The following is a 19314-nucleotide window of genomic DNA, read 5'->3' as shown; positions in this document are numbered from 1 at the left end:
TAAAATCGAAACAAAATGAAAAATTTAAGAAGTTTAACTTTGGTTTTTATTACAATTTTTTGCTTTTCTTGTGATCCTGATGATGCAATTGTGGATGGAACTAACTATTCGGATCAACCTGCCGGGGAAATAGAAGTTAATGATGTGTTCGCAACTGAAGGAGAGGAAGAGGCTCCGCCAGCTGAAAAAGAAAGAGGCAATGATTAATTTATTACAAAAGATTTAGTGAACAAAAGACTCCTAATTCTAATACTATATATTCTTGGCGGTTGTTCCGGAGATAATTCCCGGAACAAATCGCTTAAGATTAATAGTCAAGAATTAGAAATTACAGATAAAGTTTCTAGAGATTCTTTACTCAAGCATATAAAATCTATTCCTATAGATTCACAAAAATTGAAGAATCTTTTTGACTTTAGCTACCATTATTTGAGAAAACGAAATAGATCTGAATTTTTATTTTGGAATAATAAAACTTTAGAATTATCCGAAAAACTTCAAGACACCTCTAAAATAGCTGAATCTTATTGGGATTTAGGTTCTTTTTATTATAACACAGGAATATACGATAGTGCCTATTACTATTATTCAAAATCCTACAATGATTATAGTATCATTGAAGACATACCGCATGCTGCAAAAATGTTGTATAGTATGGGGATTGTTCAGAAAGATTTAAGAGACTATCAAGGTAGCGAGAATACAACAATAGATGCAATAAAATTATTTGAAAGGGTCGATGACGAAAAAGGAATCTATTATGGTTATAATAACCTTGCTGTTATTTACAACAATTATGAGCAATATGATGTAGCATTATCATTTCATGAACAAGCTTTAGCAATAGCAGAAAATTTAGGTCAACAAGAATTAATAGCAATTAGCAGGAATAACATAGGAGTAGTTCAGAAAAATCTTGAAAATTATTTAAAGGCCGTTGAAAATTTTAATAAAGGTTTAGAGCTTGATAGTATTAAAAGGTTAAACCCAAAATTATATGCTAGATTAATAGATAACTTAGCTTATACTAAACTTATTTCTTCAAAATACGACCTTGATCCAATATATAAGGACCTTATTAAGTCTAAAAATATGAGGGAAAGTCTTCAGGATCAAGCAGGTGTTTCTATTAGTAATATTCATTTAGCTGAATTTTATCTCAAAAAAGAAGATACCAATTTGGCTAAAAAACAATTTTTGGATGCCTATCAATTCGCCAGGGAAATAGAAAGTGCAAGTGATATGTTGTACACTTTGCAAAATTTAGGGGAAATAGATGATTCAAGGTCAAAGGACTATTTGCAAGAATATATTAGAATTTCTGATAGTTTAACGAGGAGGGAGCGAAGGGTTAGAAATAAATTTGCAAGAACTAAATATCAAATTGATAAAATAGAAAAGGTTAATCAGAAACTTATAACTCAACGAGAACTAATAATAGGAATAAGTTTAGGCTCAATTTTGATTATAAGTTTACTCTCATTCCTTATTTCTCAAAGAATTCGTAATAAAAAATTACAACTGGAGCAGAATCAGACTAGGAATAATCAAGAGATTTATGAATTGTTACTTTCTCAACATGGTAAGTTAGAAGAAGGACGTAGAATCGAAAAAGAGAGAATTTCCAGGGAATTGCATGACGGAGTTTTAGGTAAGCTTTTTGGGATCAGATTTTTATTATCAAATTTAACAGATCCAGATATCCCCCAGGAAAGAAAGGCCAAGAAAAAATATCTTGGTGAATTGAAAGAAATTGAAGAAGAAATACGATCTATTTCGCATAACTTATCAAAATCCACCGATTTATTTAAGGAAGATTTTAAATCAATAATAGAGAAATTAATTCAAAGAGAGCAGGATCAGTCTAAGTTAAACTTTAAATTGATTTTAAAGGATAAATATTCCTTTCTCAATAATCTTCCAATTACATTCAAGGTGAATATATATAGAATAATTCAAGAAGCTATTTACAATGTAATTAAACACTCCAATGGATCAGAATGTAAAGTATTTATAAAAACGTCTTCGGAAAAAATGATTTTAAGGATAATCGATAACGGTAAAGGCTTTGATCCAAATGAGATTAAAAGAGGAATTGGACTAAAGAATATTGGAAACAGAATTAATGAAATGGATGGAGTTTGGAATATTTTTTCTGAAAAAGGTAAAACCGAAATAAGAGTATTATTAAATTATAACAATGAGTAGAATAAAATTGCTTATAGTTGATGATCATCCTTTAATAGTTGAAGGATACAAACAGGTGATTAATAATGACGCTAAATTGGATGTTGATATTACAGCTGCAAACGATTGCAAGGAAGCCTATGATTTAATGGCTAAGGCAAAGAGTGTTGGAGTTGGATATGATATGATATGTTTAGATATGAATCTTCCAGGTTATGAAAAGAAAGGTTTATACTCAGGAGAGGATTTAGGTTTAATTGTAAGAAAATGGTTTTCTGACACGAAACTCATTGTCCTAACCATGTACTCAGACAATTTTAGATTATACAATATTTTAAAAAATTTGGAACCTGAAGGATTTCTAATTAAAGGTGATATAGATCCTACTGAGTTCAAGTTAGCGATTAGAAAGTGTATTAATGGTGAGATTTATTATAGTAATACTGTCAATACTTTACTGCGCTCTACTGTTACATCCGATTTTGTGCTAGATAAAATTGATAGAGCCATTTTGTATTATCTATCAAAAGGTATAAAAACTAAAGATTTGCCTCAAAATATTCCACTCTCTCTTGCAGGTATTGAAAAAAGAAAAAGGATCATGAAGGAAGTATTTGATATTTCTGGAGGGGATTTAATATTAATAGAATACGCTAAAAGACATGGGTTTTTGTAAAGCTTTAGGCTAAAATAATATGGATTAAATATTAGCATTTTTAACTTGGATAATTTCATTCAGTCGTGTACTAAATCTATTTGAAAGCTTCTCTTGTTTAATCCTCCAGGTTCGCCCAAGATCCTGACCACCAAATTTAACTTTACCATTCTCTCGGAAGTTTAACTGATCTACCACCTTCATTAACTGTTCATGTTCGGGATTTTCTTCTAAAAATAACTTGAACTGCTTCTCTTTGGCTGGAGTAAGTTTTAATGCGATAATGCCCGCTTTTTTATAGTTATACCCTTCTTTGTATATCATCGAAAGCCCTGTCAGTGCAGTTTTGACTAGCGTAATGCTTGAGTTAGTTGGAGTAGGAGTATAGAGAGAAATACTTGCTCGATACTGCTTTAGATCATTCTCATATCCCAGCTTACTTTAGCTTTTTCAGAAACTCCAATCCTGGTAGACATAAAAAAAAGTCCTCAGATTTCTGAGGACTTTTTTTAGTTTTAGTGGTTAGGGTTGGTATTGGGTATTCTTTAAAACGGTTTAGCTTGAAAATCAGAAAATATTTATTCTAAAGTTTGAAAACCTAACCTATATACTTCTGGATCTCGGTATATAATTCGTCGATATCGAATGGTTTTTTGATAAAGTGACAGGCACCAGAATCATCGGCAATAGAAGGATCTGCATGAGCAGACATCAGGATAACCGGGATGTTACCTTTAGTGCTATTAAGTTTAAGAGCCTTGCAAAGCTCAACTCCGTTCCCGTCTGGAAGCATGATATCCATTAAAATAAGATCGGGTTCCCCGTTTTTTATTCTATTCTCAAAAGTATTCGCATTTGCAAAAGCCTCTACATTATATTCCTTATCGCTTAAAAGAAAATTTATAAGATCTCTCAAGCTATGGTCATCTTCAACTAAAAATATTGTTTTCATTTTCTGCTTCTTGTGGCAAATATATATTGCCAGTGAATTCCTTCTTAAAAAGGTTTTGTTAAAAACTCCGAAGGGAAATGATAAAATTTATTTGGCCAGGGGAAGCGTGAAATAAAATTCAGATCCTATTCCTTCTTCGCTTTTCACATCCAGCATTCCGTCATGTGCGTCCATGATCTGTTTGGTGAGATATAATCCTAATCCCAGTCCATTAATGCCTTTGGTAGATTCAGCCCGGTAAAAGCGGGTAAATACCTTCTGCTGCTGTTCCTGGGTGAGGCCTAAGCCCTGGTCTTTTACAGTGACCTTCGCTTTGCCTTGATCAAGCTTTAGATTTAGATAAACTTTATCTGCTAAAGGAGAATATTTAACAGCATTGCTCAAAAGATTATTTATTACCTGTTCGATCCTTTGTTTGTCTGCATGTATCAAAACCGGCAGATCGCCGAAATCGGTGATAAGTTCATGCTTGTTCTCACTATAATTGAAGGTTTCGCTCACGTCCAGAAGTAATTCCCTGATATCGAAATCTTCGTAATTGAATTCCAGTTTACCTGCTTCTATGCGCGACATGTTCAACAGGTCGTCAATTAGCGTGTTTAACCTGTTTGCCTGGTCTAAAGTTTTATTCAGGAATAACCTCGATTTAGGTTCGCTGATCTTTTTCTCCAGGATCTGCAAGTATCCCTTGATCGTGGTAAGCGGGGTTTTTAGTTCATGACTTGCTAATGCGATGAATTCATCCTTTTTCTCACTTAAGGTTTTTACCCTTTCGAATAACTGCGAGTTATCCAGTGCGATTGCCGCCTGTGCCGCGATGTTTCTCACCATGACCTCATGGTCTTTCTTAAAAACACCCTCTTCAGGATGACCAAAAATAAGGCCGCCTATAACTTTACCTGAGTTAGATACCACCGGAACGGCCATATAACTAGTAACCTCCAGGTGCCCGTTTGGCATTCCGTAAATAGGTTCATTCTTGCCGTAACGTTCATCTTTTTTAATATCATCTACCCTTATCACGCCCTGACCAGAGAATGTTGGCTGAAATACAGCTGTGTGTCTCGGCATTCCCAATTTTTCAAAAGCACTTTTGGGAGCGCCAGAAAGAGTGTATAGCATCATGGATTCTCCAGACGCCACTTCAGTATTATAAAAGAAAGCTCCGAATTTTGCACCAGATAGGGTAGTGGTGGCATCGGTAACTTTTTGCAATACGTTTTCCAGATCAAGTTTTGAAGAGATATCTTTTCCAACCGAATTCAGGATCCTCAGTTTTTCAACATAACTCTCGATCTTCTTTTTAGATCTCACCTGGTCCTCAATATTTCTGGCAATTTTTGAAGCACCAACGATCTTGCCTTTTCGGTCCTTTAAGGGAGAAACACTAAGGGAAACATGGATACTCCTGCCATCTTTAGTGAGCCTGATCGTTTCAAAATGATTTATCCTTTTTCCGGAAGCTATATTTTTCAGGATATGTTTTTCTTCATCCAGTCTTTCCTTCGGAATAAGAATAGTAATGGATTTTCCCAGGACTTCAGCCTCTGAATATCCAAATATCCTCTTCGCGCCCCGATTCCAACTGGTAATAGTACCATTTAGGTCCTTACTCACAATGGCGTCATCAGATGATTCTACGATTGCCGATAAACGCGCCTGCCTTTCATCTCCTTTAAGTCTTTCAGAAATATCCCGGGCAACTTTAGATGCTCCAATGATGTTCCCGAAAATGTCTTTTATTGGTGAGACAGTTAGGGAGATACTTATCTCTTTTCCTGTTTTGTTTAATCTCCTGGTCTCTAAATGATCCAGGGACTTCCCGCTTTTAATCGTTTTAAGGATCAGTTTTTCTTCACTTATTCGGTCTTTGGGGATAAGAATATTTACTTTTTTGCCTAATATTTCCTTTTCTGTATATCCAAAGATCTTTTCAGCGCCTTTATTCCAGCTGGTGATAGTGCCATTTAGATCTTTACTGATTATGGCGTCATTAGACGATTCAACAATCGCTGAAAGAGTGTTTCTTTTTAGATTTCTCTTTTCTGAATATGCCTGCGGTGAAAAGCTAAATTGGAAGGCCAGGATCTCCTTAGATGCATCTGTATGAATCTTGGTAACCATGGTGTGCGGCAGATCACCTTTCTTTTTAAGGAATACCTTTAGCGCACTGGCAGATTCTTTTTTCAGGATGATCTGTGCTATTGGTGAGGCATTAGCAGGTATCGGGTTACCCGAAGTATCTAAAAACTGTATTATTTCTTCATCGAAAATCGAATCTCCATGATTGATCTTTTTCGCGGTTACATCATTGAAGGCCGTATTAAAATATATGATATCACCTTTGTTATCGCAAATAAGAACTGGGATTGGAAGGTCTTCCAGGGCGTTTTCAATATTAAATGGAAGGCCTTGAAGATTTAAATTTTGTTTAAAGTCTGAAGCGGTTAGCATAATCAATTAATTCAAGGTAATAGTGAATAGGGGGCTTTTGAATTATTAGTGATTATAGGCGATCACAAAAATATTATGTATATTTCTATCGCCAGAAAAATCAGGTGCAATGTATGCCTAGACTTAAACAAAACCCAAGAGTTTAGTATAAGTTTATGAGTTCCTTAAGACTTATTACTAAACTGAAAATAAGGGAAAGTAGGTAGTTATTCCAACTCCACGATAACCTCTATCTCGACGGCTATATTCGAAGGTAGAGAGCAGTGGCCCACTGCAGCCCTGGCATGTTTACCTTTTTCACCAAATACCTCGACCATAAGATCTGAAAAACCGTTGATGACCTTTGGCTGGTCGTAAAAATCGGGAGTGGAATTCACCATGCCATGTACCTTCACGAACTGTTTGATATTGCTCAGGTCGCCACAAGCCGCTTTTAGTGTTGTAAGAATTTCTATACCGGTTTTTCTCGCCGCGGCATAACCTTCTTCTATGGTAAGGTCCTGGCCTAGTTTTCCTTTGATATCGCTACCATCGCCCGCAAGGAAAAGCAGATTGCCAACCCGGCGCCATTTCACATAATTAGCGACCGGTGCAGTAACCTCACCAAGTTCTATATTGAGTTCTTTGAGTCTTTCTTCAGGACTTTGTTGTGCTGTGGCTGAAAAACATAGCAGGGCAATACAAATAGAAAACAGTAATTTTTTCATGATGATTTATTTTTTTGAACTTTCAGTAATTGGTAAACCTCTTCAGCCTGCTCGTAATGTCTTTTCTCATGACTTACGATAATATCGAAAGCGGTTTCTAATTTGTAAACTATATTCTTATTGATTGGGGAAGAAATCACAGCATTCTCTCTTACTTTATCGTCTACCTTCAGAATTTCTGCCTTGAGCTGTTTCTGGTGTTCTTCGAAACTGTTTAGAATATCCCGGCTAAAATGACTCTTTTTAGGCTCCCAAAGAGGAAAGGTTTTTACTTTTTTCGTGCGATCTGGTTGAACAGATTTCAGGATCATATTCCCGAAAAAGCGAACAACGAAGCCAAACCTTGCGATAAAGGGTAATCTATAATTGCCTTTTATTAATTTCTCCAGGATTGGAAAGTAGCTTTTGTTTACCTGGATAAGGTGATCTATATTTTCAGCGATGCTCCAGGTTCCGGCATCGGGCTTCCAGTTTAATTCCTCTTCGGTAAGATTAGTAAAGGAATTCAGGAAATCCTCGGTTACTTTATCGATCTGTCCAGACCATCTGTTCATATGCTTAAATTTAGATACTTAATAAAGATAAAAAAGATCATATAATAAATCTGTTCCGGGTTTTCAGATATTTCAAATAAAAAAAGCAGCCTTATTTCTAAGACTGCTTTTTAATTTATCAGGTTTTAGTTACTCTAGAAGATATAACGTAAACCTACCTGTGCCTGCCATCTTGATTGAAGGCTAAAGTCATTGGCAAAAGTTCTGGTTTGATTTCCGAAAGTATATACCGGAGTGTTGTCTTCACCAACACTAACTCCAAGCGGCTGATCGTTCACCGGGATCTGGATCACACCCCAATCTGAATTCAATAGGTTTCCGAAGTTAAGGATATCAAGGCTTAACTGGATAGTATTGGTTTTCTTACCAACTTTGAAGTTATAATCCTGAAGGAATTTCACATCCCAACGACCTCTCCATGGGCTAAGAATACCATATTTTTCAGCATATTCCCCACGGTTCTCGCTTAGGTAATCATCCTGCTGGATAAACTGCTCGAAAGCCTGTCTCTGAGCTTCTTGCTCTTCGATAGTACCCGTAAAGGTATATTGCTGTAGTTCAGAATTAGTAGGGATATAAATAAGATCGTTCAATACAGAACCGTCATTATTGATATCTCCTGAATATGTGTAAGAGAATCTACCTCCCTGGGCATACTCATAGAAAGCACCAATAGAGGTTCTCCACTGGTCATTTTTACCGTAATTGAACTCTTTGTTAAGCTGTCCTACTATTCTGTGTTTGTCTCCATATCTTGAAGCGCTTTCAACTGCTGCGTTCACATTTCCTAAAGCAGGGTTCCTGTCGTAAGCATCACTAGAGATCTCTGCATCCAGGGAACTAGCGTCTTCAGACTTCAAATAGTTATAAGCGATACTTGCATAAAAGTCCTTCTCGAAGCTTTTAGCCAGTTTTACAGACCAGTTGAAGGAATATCCAACATCTGTATTTGTGAATACGTAAGCGTTGTTAGGACCGCCAAATTCGTTCACAGCTTTATCGCTGTTCAGATAAATAGGACGGTTATCTACTCCGTTCAAAGTTCCTGAAGGTCTTGAAAGACCATAGTTTCTTACCATTTGAGCATTAAGGTCCTTAGTGTAGATGATATCTGTAGTAGCAACAAGACCATTTTCAAACCTGTAATCTGCACCTAAACTGTTTCTCCAAACCTGTGGGAACTGGAAATCTGGCGCTGTGGTCTGGTAGAAATAGAAAGCAGGATTCGCAACCTGGTTTCCTATCCATACAAATGGAAGTCTACCTGTAAAGATACCAGTTCCACCACGAAGCTGTAGCTGGTTATCTCCCATCACGTCCCAGTTGAATCCAAGTCTTGGAGACCAAAGTAGATCGTTTGAAGGAAGTTCTAAACTGTTAAGTTTTACCGGATCTCCATTTTCATCAAAATAAGTGATCTCTGGCTGATAATCTCCGTCAGGGAAAGTTCCACCGGCAAGACGCTCTATGTTTTCCTGGATCTTGTCTTTAGTGTCGAAATATAATGGCTTGTCTACTCTAAGACCGTAAGTGAAGGTAAAATCATCTGTGATCTTCCATCTGTCCTGAGCATAAAAAGCAAGCTGACCAACATTAGTTTCAGCTAAAGCCCAGCTATCGTTAGCATTGTTTGAATCAAAAACGTTTTGAGCATTATCTAAAGCCGCTCCAATCAATCCGTTCTCAATTGCTTCCTGGAAGCTAGTTCCTGGATTATCAGGATTTGTTCTTACGCTTGCAAAATCTGGAGCAAAAACTCCAACTCCGCCATTTTCATTAAAGTAAGTATAGGCACCAAGGTTGAAAGAGTTATCGAAATCGAATCTTTCAAAGCTTCCACCAAAAGTGAAAGTATGGTTTCCAGAAACCACATTAAGGTTGTTGGTGATCTGGTAAACATTTTGTTCCAGTCTGTTGTTCACAGAAAAAGGCTCATGACCAGCCACGATATAACGCACTCCATCTTTCTGGATGCTTATTGCCGGAGCAGGAGCAGAGAAAGGATCACGACTGTCGTCGAAGAAGGTATAACCCGCCTGGAATTTATTTGAAATGTTATTTCCGAAATTCGAGTTTAGTTCAACCAACCATGAATCGATCTTATTGTTGATCTCGTATCCAGAATTTCTGAACTGAAGGGTAGTAAGGTCTGGTCCTCTTCTTCCTATCGCTTCCGGGTTAGCCGGAAGATCTCTTGAAGCATCAAGGAAGTTGTAGATAAAAGCAAGACGGTGCTTCTGGTTAATGTTCCAGTCAAGTTTCAAAATACCTTTAGTAGAAGCAGTCTCATGAGTATAATTTTCATAAGCTCCGGTTTCATATCCTAGAGAAGCAAGTGAGCTGGAAACATATTCAAGATCCTCAGCAGTAACTCTTGAAATATTAGATCCTGTTAAACCTGGTCTGCTTGCAAGGAAGTTTGAACCAAGGTCTTCACGATCGTCTTTTTCGAAGTTTGCGAAAATAAAAAGTTTGTCTTTTATGATCGGGGCACCGATACTAAATCCATACTGAGCCTGTTTAAGGTCTGGTACGATTATATCGTCGCCACCTACTTTATCTCCGGTCATGTCTTCGTTACGATAGAATCCATAAACGGTTCCTTTCAATTCGTTAGTACCACTTTTAGTAACAGCGTTTACAGACGCACCGGTAAAACCAGCCTGGGTTACATCATAAGGAGCGGTAGAAACCTGGATTTGATCAATCGCATCAAGAGAAATAGGTTGTGCATTGGTTTGTCCTCCTGGAGTCGCTGCATCAAGCCCAAATGGGTTGTTGAAGATAGATCCGTCAAGGCTGAAGTTGTTGAACTGGTCGTTTCTACCTCCAAATGAACCATTGCTGGAAGCAGTAGGTTCTAATCGGTAAAAATCTGAAGCAGATCTTGAAATTGTTGGCAAAGATTTTAGTTCTCTGCTTCCAATGTTAGTTTCAGCTCCCGTACGATCGCTGTTGATCACCTGGTTTCTTGTAGCATTGATGACCACGGCGTCAAGCTGGGTAGCATCAGAAACCATTTCGATCTCTACATTGTAAGTCTGTCCAAGATTAAGATTAATTCCTTCAAGAACTGAAGTCTTGAATCCAACATAACTTACAGAGATCTTGTAGGGACCTCCAACTCTAAGGTTAAGGAGATTAAAACCACCATCAAAATTAGTTACGGCACCATAAGTGGTTCCGGTAGGGGTGTGCACTGCGGTAACATTAGCTCCGGGAAGAGGTGTATTTTCTTCGTAAAATACCTCTCCGCTAATCTCAGCCGTGGTAACCTGTGCCATTACTGAAAGATTCGAAAATAATGCTATGAGGCATAGCAGTAGTAGTCTTTTCATGGGTAATTGTGTTGTGTTAAATTATTCTAAAATTTTTGCAAAAGTAGTGTTTCCAAATTGTTTTCAATATTAATTTTTTCAGTTATTTCATTTTTATTTTTTCTGCTTAAAAGCAATAATATCAGGGATTTGTGGTTTTTGCTGTTTATTGAATTCAGCTTGATTTTTACCAAAATAAAAACCCCGCCGTTTCTGGCAGGGTTTTTACTCTGAAGGATCAGATCAACTAATCACTATAGACTTTACTCGTCTTGTGTCTTAAAGATTGATTAGTTGTAGATCGGTTATATAGTGCTTTCGGAATGTTTTTGGTTGGGAGGCCAAGGCTCTTCATATGGTCTATGATATTCGCCTTTACGCAATTCTCTATCTGTCCCAGTTTTACCCTGTAACAGGATTTTCTTACATACAGTTTATCGTTGTCGAAAAGTTTACTGGTGACATCAAGATCTACCCAGTGACCATTAATACGGCTATCCAGGAAATAATGAAATTTAATCTCTCCAGAGTCTTTAAGCGCTGAAACATTTCGTTTGGGGATATAGATATCCTCCCCCAGTTTTTGGTAGTCCATACTGGTTGATTTATTGATTAGGTACTTTAAAATTAATATAATTTCTTCTTTTATATTAACTCTATCTAGAGGAAAATGGATTCAATCCATTGAATATCAGGTTTATTTTATTGCCTGCTTCAATTTATCCGGACTTCAGAAATTAATTAGAGACTTCCTTTTTTAAGGTTCGGTTTCAGTTTAATATCTTTAAAACAAAAATGAGCTTCTATAAATTATTCGAATTCCTGAGAGACCTTAACCGGAACAATAATAAAGAGTGGATGGATAATCATCGCAAGCAATACCATGAGGTACGCGATTTTTATATTGAATGGCTCAACCAAATGGATATAAAACTTGCACAGATAGATCCGGAATATTCACCAACTACAGGCAAGCAGGCCATTAACAGGATCAATAATAATTTGCTTTTTCATCCAAACAAACCTGTTTATAAAGATCATTTTGGAGCAGGGCTGGATAAGGAAAAGGGGAAAGGCGATTTTTATATTCATATAGGTATCAATGAAAGTTTTGTCGCTGGAGGTTTTTATAAGCCAGAGAAGAAAAAGCTGGATAGTATAAGGGCGGCCATAGATTATAATGGAGATGAATTTAAAAAGATCCTCAATAAGAAATCGTTTAAGGATACATTTGGCGGACTCATGGAAGAGGAAAAATTAAAGACCTCACCAAAGGGCTATTCACAGGACCATGAGCATATAGAGCTTCTTAGAAATAAGAGCTTCGCGGTAATGCATAGTCTTACCCAGAAGGAGATCATGCAGGATGATTTTCAGGATAAATTAATAGATATATATAAGGAGATGCTACCGTTCAGGAAATATCTGAACCATGCCGTCACCGTTTAATACTACATGATGAAATTAGAATCTTACGTTAGAAATATCCCAGATTTCCCAAAAAAAGGGGTGAGTTATAAAGATATCACTCCGCTATTGCTGGATCCAGATGCCATGCGTCTCGCGGTGAAACTGTTCATGCAGAATTTACCTCATACCAATATAGATAAGGTAGTAGGTATAGAATCACGCGGATTCTTCTTTGCCACGCTTCTGGCTGAAAAATTGAATGCCGGTTTTATTCCGGTAAGAAAGCCTGGTAAGCTACCCCATAGAACCCATACTGAAAATTATGATCTGGAATATGGCAGCGATACTTTAGAGATCCATGAAGACGCTATTAAAAAGGGAGAAAAAGTATTGTTGCATGATGATGTTCTCGCAACTGGAGGAACCGCTGCGGCAACCTGTAAGCTGATAGAAAAGTGTGGAGGGGAGATCGTGCAATGTAGCTTTCTGGTTGAACTGGAATTTTTACATGGCGCTGAAAAGATCAAGAATTATGGTGTCTCTTCTTTGATCAAATATTCTTAACTCAAAGAGTTTTTGGTCACCCAGAGTTTCCAGCCAATAATAGCCATTTGCACTTTACTGGCTTTTTGAAGGTCGAGGCCTTTTTTAGAATAACTGGGGAATACCTTTTTATTCAGTTTTGCTAAAGCTTTAAAAATTTGCTTTTTCATTTTCGGTCGGTTTACTCCAAAGATAAGCAAAGTATAAAAAAACCTGTCAATGAGTACGTTGACAGGTTTTGGAGGCATTCAAATTAATAATTTACTCTGAGGCAGAAATAATCAATCCACCACCTTTTTTTAGACCAACATGAATATTCGGAATCCCATTTTCATTACTATAGCTGGATTGAACCATACTATTCGAATTAAAGAATTTTACGGCGATATTTGCGATCTGCCCCTTCCCATTGCGTTCGATATCTTTAACTTCTAAGGTGTATCCAGTTTTTTTAAGTACTTCCTTCTTTAGATTCTCAATTTCAGCATTAGTAAATGATTTGGAAATTAAGAATACAGAATCACTCAGCTCCCCTGAGTCTTTCTTGGTGTAAATTTCGATTACTCCCTCTGTTCCTTTTTTACCATACTTTGCCGTAGCTTTTTCACCCTTTAGTACATTGATTGAGGCAATATCTTCAGGTTGGATTAACTGAATAAAATCCTTGGTTCTTATTTCTTCATCAACCACATAGATTGGCTCAGCATTCTGGGTCTGGACATATACCTTATTAGAATCCTTATTGATCTTTCGGATACTTACATTATTTCCTGATACATTTCTATTTTTAGTTCTGAATCCATATGCACCTCTTCTGTTTATTCCCTTAGCAATGCCACCATGCATTATTTCGTAGTCACTCATTTTAGGAGAGATACGAACTGTGGAATAACCCTTACCAAAGATTACTTTTTGATGGTTTGGAGCTGAAGTGGAAGCATTCAGTCTTACATAGTTTGGTTTTCCACTTTCATCTACCATAATATATCTACCGGAAAACTGGTTGTTTCCACCAATTTCTTCCATGACCTTATCAAAGTTCTTAATGATCTCTGCATCCGGAATTATGATCGCTCCACCTTCAGCGTCTTCGCCAAAAGTATTTGTCGCGTCTTTACCGGTTAAGATCTCAAATTCAGATCCAAGGCTTATGTATTTAGTTTTGAGTTTTGAAGCCTTGTATCTTTTTCCGTTTAGCACATATAAAGGATCTCTACCCAGGTCTTTTTTACTTTTTCGTGTGCTGGTAATGGTTTTGGCAGTCCATGTAATTTCAGGAGCGTCTTCAGTCTCAATTTCGATCTCTCCGGGAGCTTCGGTGATTTCAATATCTTCTACGACTTCAGTTTCGTGCTGAGGTTGCGGAGCTTCTTGCTTATCAGTATTTCGATAAATGTCTTTTTCAACGACCTGTGCTTCGGTCTTGACATTAAAAAGTAGCATGAAAGCAAGAATTATTGGCATTATCAGGCTTAACTTCCATGCTGGACTTTGGGATGATGATTTTTTGTTTAACATAAGAATTCGTTTTTTGATAAATGATTGATAAAAATGATTAGTAAGTGCCGGTCTTAGATCGGCGATTGAAACTTTTACCAGCGCATGCTGATACTCTTTAATTTCTTCTGTTCTGCTCACGGTTTCCCTGTCTGCGATGAATTCAAGATTCTGTTCTACCGCTTTTTTATAGAACCATGAAAAAGGGTTAAACCAGAAAACGCAATTGATCAGGTTCACCAGGATGATATCTGCAGAATGTAATTGGCGGGCATGAACTTTTTCATGTTCGAGGATGAGTCTAAGATCTTTTTCGGAATGTTTATATGGATTGAATACGATATAATTGAAAAATGAAAATGGCAGCTGATCATCTGTTACTTCAAGATATTTGAAAGCTGATCTTTTCTGAACTTTATTAATGAGGATTATTTTTATGACAGCACTTACTTGAATACAAAACCTGGTGAGAAAAAATCCGGTGATGATGAGATAAATGATTCCTGAAATGTACCACCAATCCAGCGTGTTTTCCACAGGAATCTCAGTGATATTGGTCGAGGTCGGTATGTAATTGAAGGTTTCAGGAGCGGCTTCGATATATACTTTTTTCTTCAAACTTATCAGGGGTAGAATCAAGGAGGTAAATAAACCTGAAAGTAAAAACTTTCGGTTCAGCTCAAATGAAGTTTCCCTTTTAAGAAGTAAGAGATAGCTGAGGTAAAAAATACCCAGCAGGGCAGAAGCTTTAAAAATGTAGATCAGAAAACTTTCCATTACTTTTTCTCATTTTCGATAATATCCAGGATCTCTCTAAGTTCTTCAGCGCTTATTTTTTCCTCTTTCGCGAAATAAGAAACTACATTCTTGAATGAATTGTCAAAAAAGCGTTTCGTGGCCATGTTCATAAATTGCTTGCGGTAACTTTCCTTGGAAACCACCGGAAAATATTGATGGGTCTTGCCAAAAGCTTTATGTGAAACATATCCCTTCTCCTCCAGATTTCTAATAATAGTAGAAACGGTATTATAATGCAGTTTCTGGTCTTTTAATTCTGGCAATACTTCCTTGACAAAAGCTTTTTCCAGGTCCCAGAGAACTCGCATGATCTCTTCTTCTTTATTAGTTAGTTTTTCCATGAAACAATACTTTGTGAGATTTGATTTTCAAATATAACGAAAAAAATAGTTGATAAACTATAAAAGTAGTTGTTTTTTATTCTGGCTGGTATTTAAGGCATTTCTTCTATCTTCGTCAAAAATTGATTTATGAGCGTTGTATATCTACTCGTTGGCTTTGTTTTGCTGGTAATAGGCGGAGAGTTTCTGGTGAGAGCTTCGGTAGCTTTATCCCTTAAACTGAATATTTCCAGAATGGTAATAGGGCTTACGGTAGTATCATTCGCTACGTCTGCGCCAGAATTACTGGTAAGTCTCCAGGCTGCCATAGATGGTTTTTCAGATATTTCCCTGGGGAATGTCATTGGTTCTAATATAGCCAATATAGGTCTGGTGCTTGGTTTAACTGCGATGGTCTCTCCTTTGATGGTAGACCGGGATTTTTACAGGATCAATTGGCCTGTGATGATGGTGTTTTCCATAATTCTGTATTTCTTCCTTTTAAGCGAAAACACTTTGAGCAGGATAGAAGGTGGAGCTTTATTATTAGGTCTTGTAGTTTACCTTTTCATATTGATCAAAAGATCTCGACGAAAAGATAAGGTTATCGTGGAAGAAGTAGATGAATCCCTCCGGGATGTAAGAGGATTTAAAATGAGTCTTTGGCTTCTAATTGGAATTTTCGCTCTATGGGGTGGATCTGAGCTTTTGGTGATGGGAGCTGTAGATCTGGCTACTCAGCTTGGGGTAAGCGAAAGAGTTGTTTCGGTCACCGTGATCGCGATTGGGACCAGTGTTCCAGAGCTGGCTGCATCATTGATAGCAGCCATTAAAAAAGAAAAAGCTATTTCACTAGGGAATCTTATCGGTTCCAATATCTTTAATATAGCCTCGGTATTAGGTCTAACAGCATTAATTCAGCCCGTTGTAGTGCAGTCTTCGCAGATCCTTAGCAATGATATGTTCTGGATGCTGGGTATCGCTTTTGTACTTTTACCTATGCTTCTTATTCCTAAGTTTTCAGAAATGGGCCGTAAGGAAGGTTTCGTGTTACTAACAGGGTATTCCGTTTTTATAATTCTAACATTTATATAAATGAAAACCATCACTTGAGATGGTTTCTTCTCCTTATTATATTAATGATTATGCAATCATAGTGAAAGTTGAAGATTCTTCTTAATGATTCTATGGTTGAGACCAGAGATTTAGATTATCTGCTAATCTCCTTCCGGTTAATTCTTTCAAAATTAATAGGTATCCTCAGTTAAGGATAGATCTCCATTTCTGCCGGTTTGCGCTAAAATCAGTTTTTCCCTTATTTATCATTTCGCATCTTTTGAACCATATCATAACCTTGCATTATTAAAACTTCAGTTAAGCCTATTGTTTATTATCGAAGTGATAAAATTACAGGTTGAATTTCTAATAATATTAATTTATTCTTAAACCCCGTTAGAAAAGGGGCTTCAAAAACTTAAAACATGTTAAATTTTATTTGAACCCTATTTTTTGAGGGGTTGAATTCAAAAATTAGCATTTTTTAAGGATGATTTTTTTAAATTATCAACACATATATCCTATATTCGCAGCTTGAAACAAGATTTTTTGTTATAGGTGACTTTTTTAAAGGGTAAAAAGGTCAATTATGATCTGAAAAACACAACTTAAATATTTTATATGTCAACTTTACGATTTCAAGCTTTAAAAGAAACTTTAAACCGAAAGCCTATTAAGATAGAAGAGCCGGCTAGGAGATCTGAGATCTTTTCTAGTAATGTGTTCAATGAAACTATCATGAGGCAGTTTTTAACTAAAGAAGCCTATGAGAATGTGATCGAGGCTATGCGTACGGGAAAGAAAATTGACCGTAATGTAGCAGATCATATTTCTACCGGAATGAAGGAATGGGCGATCTCTAAAGGAGTTACGCATTATACCCACTGGTTCCAGCCGCTTACAGGAGCAACTGCTGAAAAGCACGATGCTTTCTTTGAGCCATTAGGAGAAGGCCTTGCCATCGAAAAATTTGGTGGAGGACAATTAGTGCAACAGGAACCTGATGCATCAAGTTTCCCTAACGGTGGTATTAGAAACACTTTTGAAGCTCGAGGTTATACAGCATGGGATCCTACATCTCCGGCATTTATCTGGGGAACTACGCTATGTATCCCAACCATTTTTGTTTCTTATACAGGAGAGGCACTGGATAATAAAACACCTCTACTTAGAGCATTGCAGGCTGCCGACCAGGCTGCAACAGATGTTGCTAAGTATTTCGATAAAAATGTAAAGAAAGTAAATGCTACCCTTGGATGGGAGCAGGAATATTTCTTGATAGATTCAGCTCTTGTAGCTTCAAGACCTGATATACAGCTTACAGGTAGAACCCTTCTTGGGCATTCCCCTGCAAAAGGTCAGCAATTAGACGATCACTATTTTGGATCTATTCCTTCCAGAGCGATCGCTTTTATGATGGATCTTGAGATCGAATGTATGAAACTTGGTATACCGGTAAAAACCCGTCACAACGAGGTAGCACCTAACCAGTTCGAGCTTGCACCGATCTTTGAAGAGGCTAACCTTGCCGTAGACCACAACTCCTTGATCATGGATGTGATGAAGAAAGTTGGAGAAAGACATAACCTTAGTGTATTAATGCACGAAAAACCATTTGCCGGAATTAACGGTAGTGGTAAACATAATAACTGGTCATTGGCTACAGATACCGGAGTGAATTTACTTTCTCCAGGTTCAACTCCAATGAAGAACCTACAGTTCCTTACTTTCTTTGTGAATACTATTAAAGCGGTATACGATAATGAGGAATTATTAAGAGCTGCGATTGCAAGTGCATCTAACGATCACCGTTTAGGGGCGAATGAGGCACCACCTGCAATTATTTCTGTTTTTATAGGTTCTCAGTTAACCAAGGTTCTTGATGAACTTGAAAAAGTGACCAACGGTAAGCTTTCTCCACAAGAGAAAACAGAGCTTAAATTAAACGTAGTTGGTAAAATCCCTGAAATTCTTCTAGATAACACAGATAGAAACAGGACTTCTTCTTTTGCTTTTACCGGTAATAAATTTGAATTCCGTGCGGTAGGTTCTCTTGCCAACTGTGCCGGAGCAATGACCGTACTGAACAGTATCGTGGCCAAGCAACTTAAAGACTTTAAAGTTGAAGTAGATAAGTTGATCAAGGATAAGAAGATGAAAAAGGATGATGCGATCTTTAATGTACTTAGGGATTACATCAAGAAGTCTAAAAAGATCCGTTTCGAAGGTGACGGTTATGGAGATGCATGGGAGAAAGAAGCTAAGAAAAGAGGTCTAAGTAACAATAGAACTACTCCGCAAGCCTTAAAAGCTCAGGTAAGCAAGAAGACCATTGCTCTATATAAAGAACTTGGGGTAATGAATGAAGTAGAGATCGAAGCTCGTCATGAGATCGAACTTGAAGAGTATGCGATGAGAATCCAGATCGAAGGACGTATCCTTGGAGATATCGCCAGAAATCATGTGATCCCAACGGCTATTCGTTACCAGAATATTTTGATCAAGAACGTTACTGGTCTTAAGTCTATATACGGTGAGGAATACACCAGACATGCAAAAGAGCAATTAGAGATCATCGAAAGTATTTCTGCTCATATCGCCAGCATTAACTCTAATGTGAATGCGATGATCGAAGCAAGAAAAGTTGCTAATAAGATCGAAGATGCAGAGAAAAGAGCTTTTGCTTACTGTGATGATGTAAAACCTTTCTTTGAGGAAATTAGATATCACTGTGATAAACTTGAATTATTGGTAGACGATGAGCTTTGGCCATTGACCAAGTACAGAGAGTTATTATTCACTAGATAATTTTACTGTTAAACTGAATATTGAAAAAGCCACGCCCAAAAGCGTGGCTTTTTGCT

The 19314-nt window shown here is 37.1% G+C and carries 17 protein-coding genes; 7 read left to right on the top strand and 10 right to left on the bottom strand.

The annotated features are described in order from the left end of the window. Positions 1 to 15 precede the first annotated feature (15 nt). Genes C8P64_RS00735 through C8P64_RS00725 form a run of 3 tightly spaced genes read left to right on the top strand, consistent with a single transcriptional unit; the run spans position 16 to position 2863 of the window. Positions 16 to 207: a hypothetical protein gene (locus C8P64_RS00735; RefSeq protein WP_108170149.1), complete on the top strand. Its 192-nt coding sequence runs from the start codon at positions 16 to 18 to the stop codon at positions 205 to 207. Positions 208 to 225: 18 nt separating this feature from the next. Next, entirely contained in the window at positions 226 to 2208 is a 1983-nt protein-coding gene (locus C8P64_RS00730) for a tetratricopeptide repeat-containing sensor histidine kinase (RefSeq protein WP_108170148.1), read from the top strand. Then, positions 2201 to 2863 carry a response regulator gene (locus tag C8P64_RS00725; protein ID WP_108170147.1) on the top strand — a complete coding sequence of 221 codons (663 nt, stop codon included), beginning with the start codon at positions 2201 to 2203 and terminating at the stop codon, positions 2861 to 2863. Before C8P64_RS00730 ends, C8P64_RS00725 begins: the two co-directional genes overlap by 8 nt. A gap of 24 nt (positions 2864 to 2887) precedes the next feature. Here C8P64_RS00725 and C8P64_RS00720 read toward each other — a convergent pair whose 3' ends face one another. From C8P64_RS00720 to C8P64_RS00690, 7 genes are all read right to left on the bottom strand, one after another. Beyond that, positions 2888 to 3277 carry a DUF4113 domain-containing protein gene (locus C8P64_RS00720; protein WP_341476486.1) on the bottom strand — a complete coding sequence of 130 codons (390 nt, stop codon included), beginning with the start codon at positions 3275 to 3277 and terminating at the stop codon, positions 2888 to 2890. 163 nt (positions 3278 to 3440) lie between these two features. After that, complete coding sequence (locus C8P64_RS00715) at positions 3441 to 3794, bottom strand: response regulator (protein WP_108170145.1); 354 nt, start codon at positions 3792 to 3794, stop codon at positions 3441 to 3443. Positions 3795 to 3881: 87 nt separating this feature from the next. Then, a complete protein-coding gene (locus tag C8P64_RS00710) occupies positions 3882 to 6248 on the bottom strand; it encodes a PAS domain S-box protein (RefSeq protein WP_108170144.1) in 2367 nt (788 codons plus the stop codon). A gap of 206 nt (positions 6249 to 6454) precedes the next feature. Then, entirely contained in the window at positions 6455 to 6955 is a 501-nt protein-coding gene (locus C8P64_RS00705; RefSeq protein WP_108170143.1) for a RidA family protein, read from the bottom strand. Further along, positions 6952 to 7509: a DinB family protein gene (locus C8P64_RS00700; RefSeq protein ID WP_108170142.1), complete on the bottom strand. Its 558-nt coding sequence runs from the start codon at positions 7507 to 7509 to the stop codon at positions 6952 to 6954. The genes C8P64_RS00705 and C8P64_RS00700 overlap by 4 nt, the downstream gene beginning before the upstream one ends. Before the next feature lie 134 nt (positions 7510 to 7643). Further along, positions 7644 to 10847, bottom strand: a complete 3204-nt coding sequence (locus C8P64_RS00695) for a TonB-dependent receptor (protein ID WP_108170141.1) — start codon at positions 10845 to 10847, stop codon at positions 7644 to 7646. Positions 10848 to 11073: 226 nt separating this feature from the next. Next, a complete protein-coding gene (locus tag C8P64_RS00690) occupies positions 11074 to 11421 on the bottom strand; it encodes a hypothetical protein (RefSeq protein WP_108170140.1) in 348 nt (115 codons plus the stop codon). A 200-nt stretch (positions 11422 to 11621) separates the two neighbouring features. Between C8P64_RS00690 and C8P64_RS00685 the strand changes: the two genes are divergently transcribed. Next, entirely contained in the window at positions 11622 to 12275 is a 654-nt protein-coding gene (locus C8P64_RS00685; protein ID WP_108170139.1) for a DUF2461 domain-containing protein, read from the top strand. A gap of 9 nt (positions 12276 to 12284) precedes the next feature. After that, positions 12285 to 12800, top strand: coding sequence for an adenine phosphoribosyltransferase (locus C8P64_RS00680; RefSeq protein ID WP_211307597.1), 516 nt, complete (start codon positions 12285 to 12287; stop codon positions 12798 to 12800). Here C8P64_RS00680 and C8P64_RS00675 read toward each other — a convergent pair. From C8P64_RS00675 to C8P64_RS00665, 3 genes are all read right to left on the bottom strand, one after another. Then, positions 12797 to 12949, bottom strand: coding sequence for an SsrA-binding protein (locus C8P64_RS00675; protein ID WP_108171232.1), 153 nt, complete (start codon positions 12947 to 12949; stop codon positions 12797 to 12799). The two genes, C8P64_RS00680 and C8P64_RS00675, sit on opposite strands and share 4 nt — an antisense overlap. Before the next feature lie 91 nt (positions 12950 to 13040). Then, positions 13041 to 15053, bottom strand: coding sequence for a M56 family metallopeptidase (locus tag C8P64_RS00670; protein ID WP_108170137.1), 2013 nt, complete (start codon positions 15051 to 15053; stop codon positions 13041 to 13043). Further along, positions 15053 to 15415 (bottom strand): BlaI/MecI/CopY family transcriptional regulator, encoded by a 363-nt coding sequence (locus C8P64_RS00665; protein ID WP_108170136.1) that lies wholly within the window; start codon positions 15413 to 15415, stop codon positions 15053 to 15055. Before C8P64_RS00665 ends, C8P64_RS00670 begins: the two co-directional genes overlap by 1 nt. A gap of 129 nt (positions 15416 to 15544) precedes the next feature. Between C8P64_RS00665 and C8P64_RS00660 the strand changes: the two genes are divergently transcribed. Next, entirely contained in the window at positions 15545 to 16489 is a 945-nt protein-coding gene (locus tag C8P64_RS00660) for a calcium/sodium antiporter (RefSeq protein ID WP_108170135.1), read from the top strand. A gap of 582 nt (positions 16490 to 17071) precedes the next feature. Continuing rightward, a complete protein-coding gene (locus C8P64_RS00655) occupies positions 17072 to 19258 on the top strand; it encodes a glutamine synthetase III family protein (protein ID WP_108170134.1) in 2187 nt (728 codons plus the stop codon). Positions 19259 to 19314 lie beyond the last annotated feature (56 nt).

The sequence above is a fragment of the Christiangramia gaetbulicola genome (genome assembly GCF_003054225.1).
GTDB classification, from domain to species: domain Bacteria; phylum Bacteroidota; class Bacteroidia; order Flavobacteriales; family Flavobacteriaceae; genus Christiangramia; species Christiangramia gaetbulicola.
The sequence above is the reverse complement of the archived record's forward strand: the minus strand, read 5'-3'. Positions and strand labels throughout refer to the sequence as shown.

Coding starts and splice junctions, on each gene's coding strand:
- C8P64_RS00710 (WP_108170144.1), bottom strand. CDS start 6,248: ATGCTAACCGCTTCAGACTTTAAACAAAATTTAAATCTTCAAGGCCTT.
- C8P64_RS00675 (WP_108171232.1), bottom strand. CDS start 12,949: ATGAAAAAGCAAATTTTTAAAGCTTTAGCAAAACTGAATAAAAAGGTA.
- C8P64_RS00660 (WP_108170135.1), top strand. CDS start 15,545: ATGAGCGTTGTATATCTACTCGTTGGCTTTGTTTTGCTGGTAATAGGC.
- C8P64_RS00680 (WP_211307597.1), top strand. CDS start 12,285: ATGAAATTAGAATCTTACGTTAGAAATATCCCAGATTTCCCAAAAAAA.
- C8P64_RS00685 (WP_108170139.1), top strand. CDS start 11,622: ATGAGCTTCTATAAATTATTCGAATTCCTGAGAGACCTTAACCGGAAC.
- C8P64_RS00670 (WP_108170137.1), bottom strand. CDS start 15,053: ATGGAAAGTTTTCTGATCTACATTTTTAAAGCTTCTGCCCTGCTGGGT.
- C8P64_RS00665 (WP_108170136.1), bottom strand. CDS start 15,415: ATGGAAAAACTAACTAATAAAGAAGAAGAGATCATGCGAGTTCTCTGG.
- C8P64_RS00655 (WP_108170134.1), top strand. CDS start 17,072: ATGTCAACTTTACGATTTCAAGCTTTAAAAGAAACTTTAAACCGAAAG.
- C8P64_RS00715 (WP_108170145.1), bottom strand. CDS start 3,794: ATGAAAACAATATTTTTAGTTGAAGATGACCATAGCTTGAGAGATCTT.
- C8P64_RS00725 (WP_108170147.1), top strand. CDS start 2,201: ATGAGTAGAATAAAATTGCTTATAGTTGATGATCATCCTTTAATAGTT.
- C8P64_RS00700 (WP_108170142.1), bottom strand. CDS start 7,509: ATGAACAGATGGTCTGGACAGATCGATAAAGTAACCGAGGATTTCCTG.
- C8P64_RS00695 (WP_108170141.1), bottom strand. CDS start 10,847: ATGAAAAGACTACTACTGCTATGCCTCATAGCATTATTTTCGAATCTT.
- C8P64_RS00735 (WP_108170149.1), top strand. CDS start 16: ATGAAAAATTTAAGAAGTTTAACTTTGGTTTTTATTACAATTTTTTGC.
- C8P64_RS00705 (WP_108170143.1), bottom strand. CDS start 6,955: ATGAAAAAATTACTGTTTTCTATTTGTATTGCCCTGCTATGTTTTTCA.
- C8P64_RS00690 (WP_108170140.1), bottom strand. CDS start 11,421: ATGGACTACCAAAAACTGGGGGAGGATATCTATATCCCCAAACGAAAT.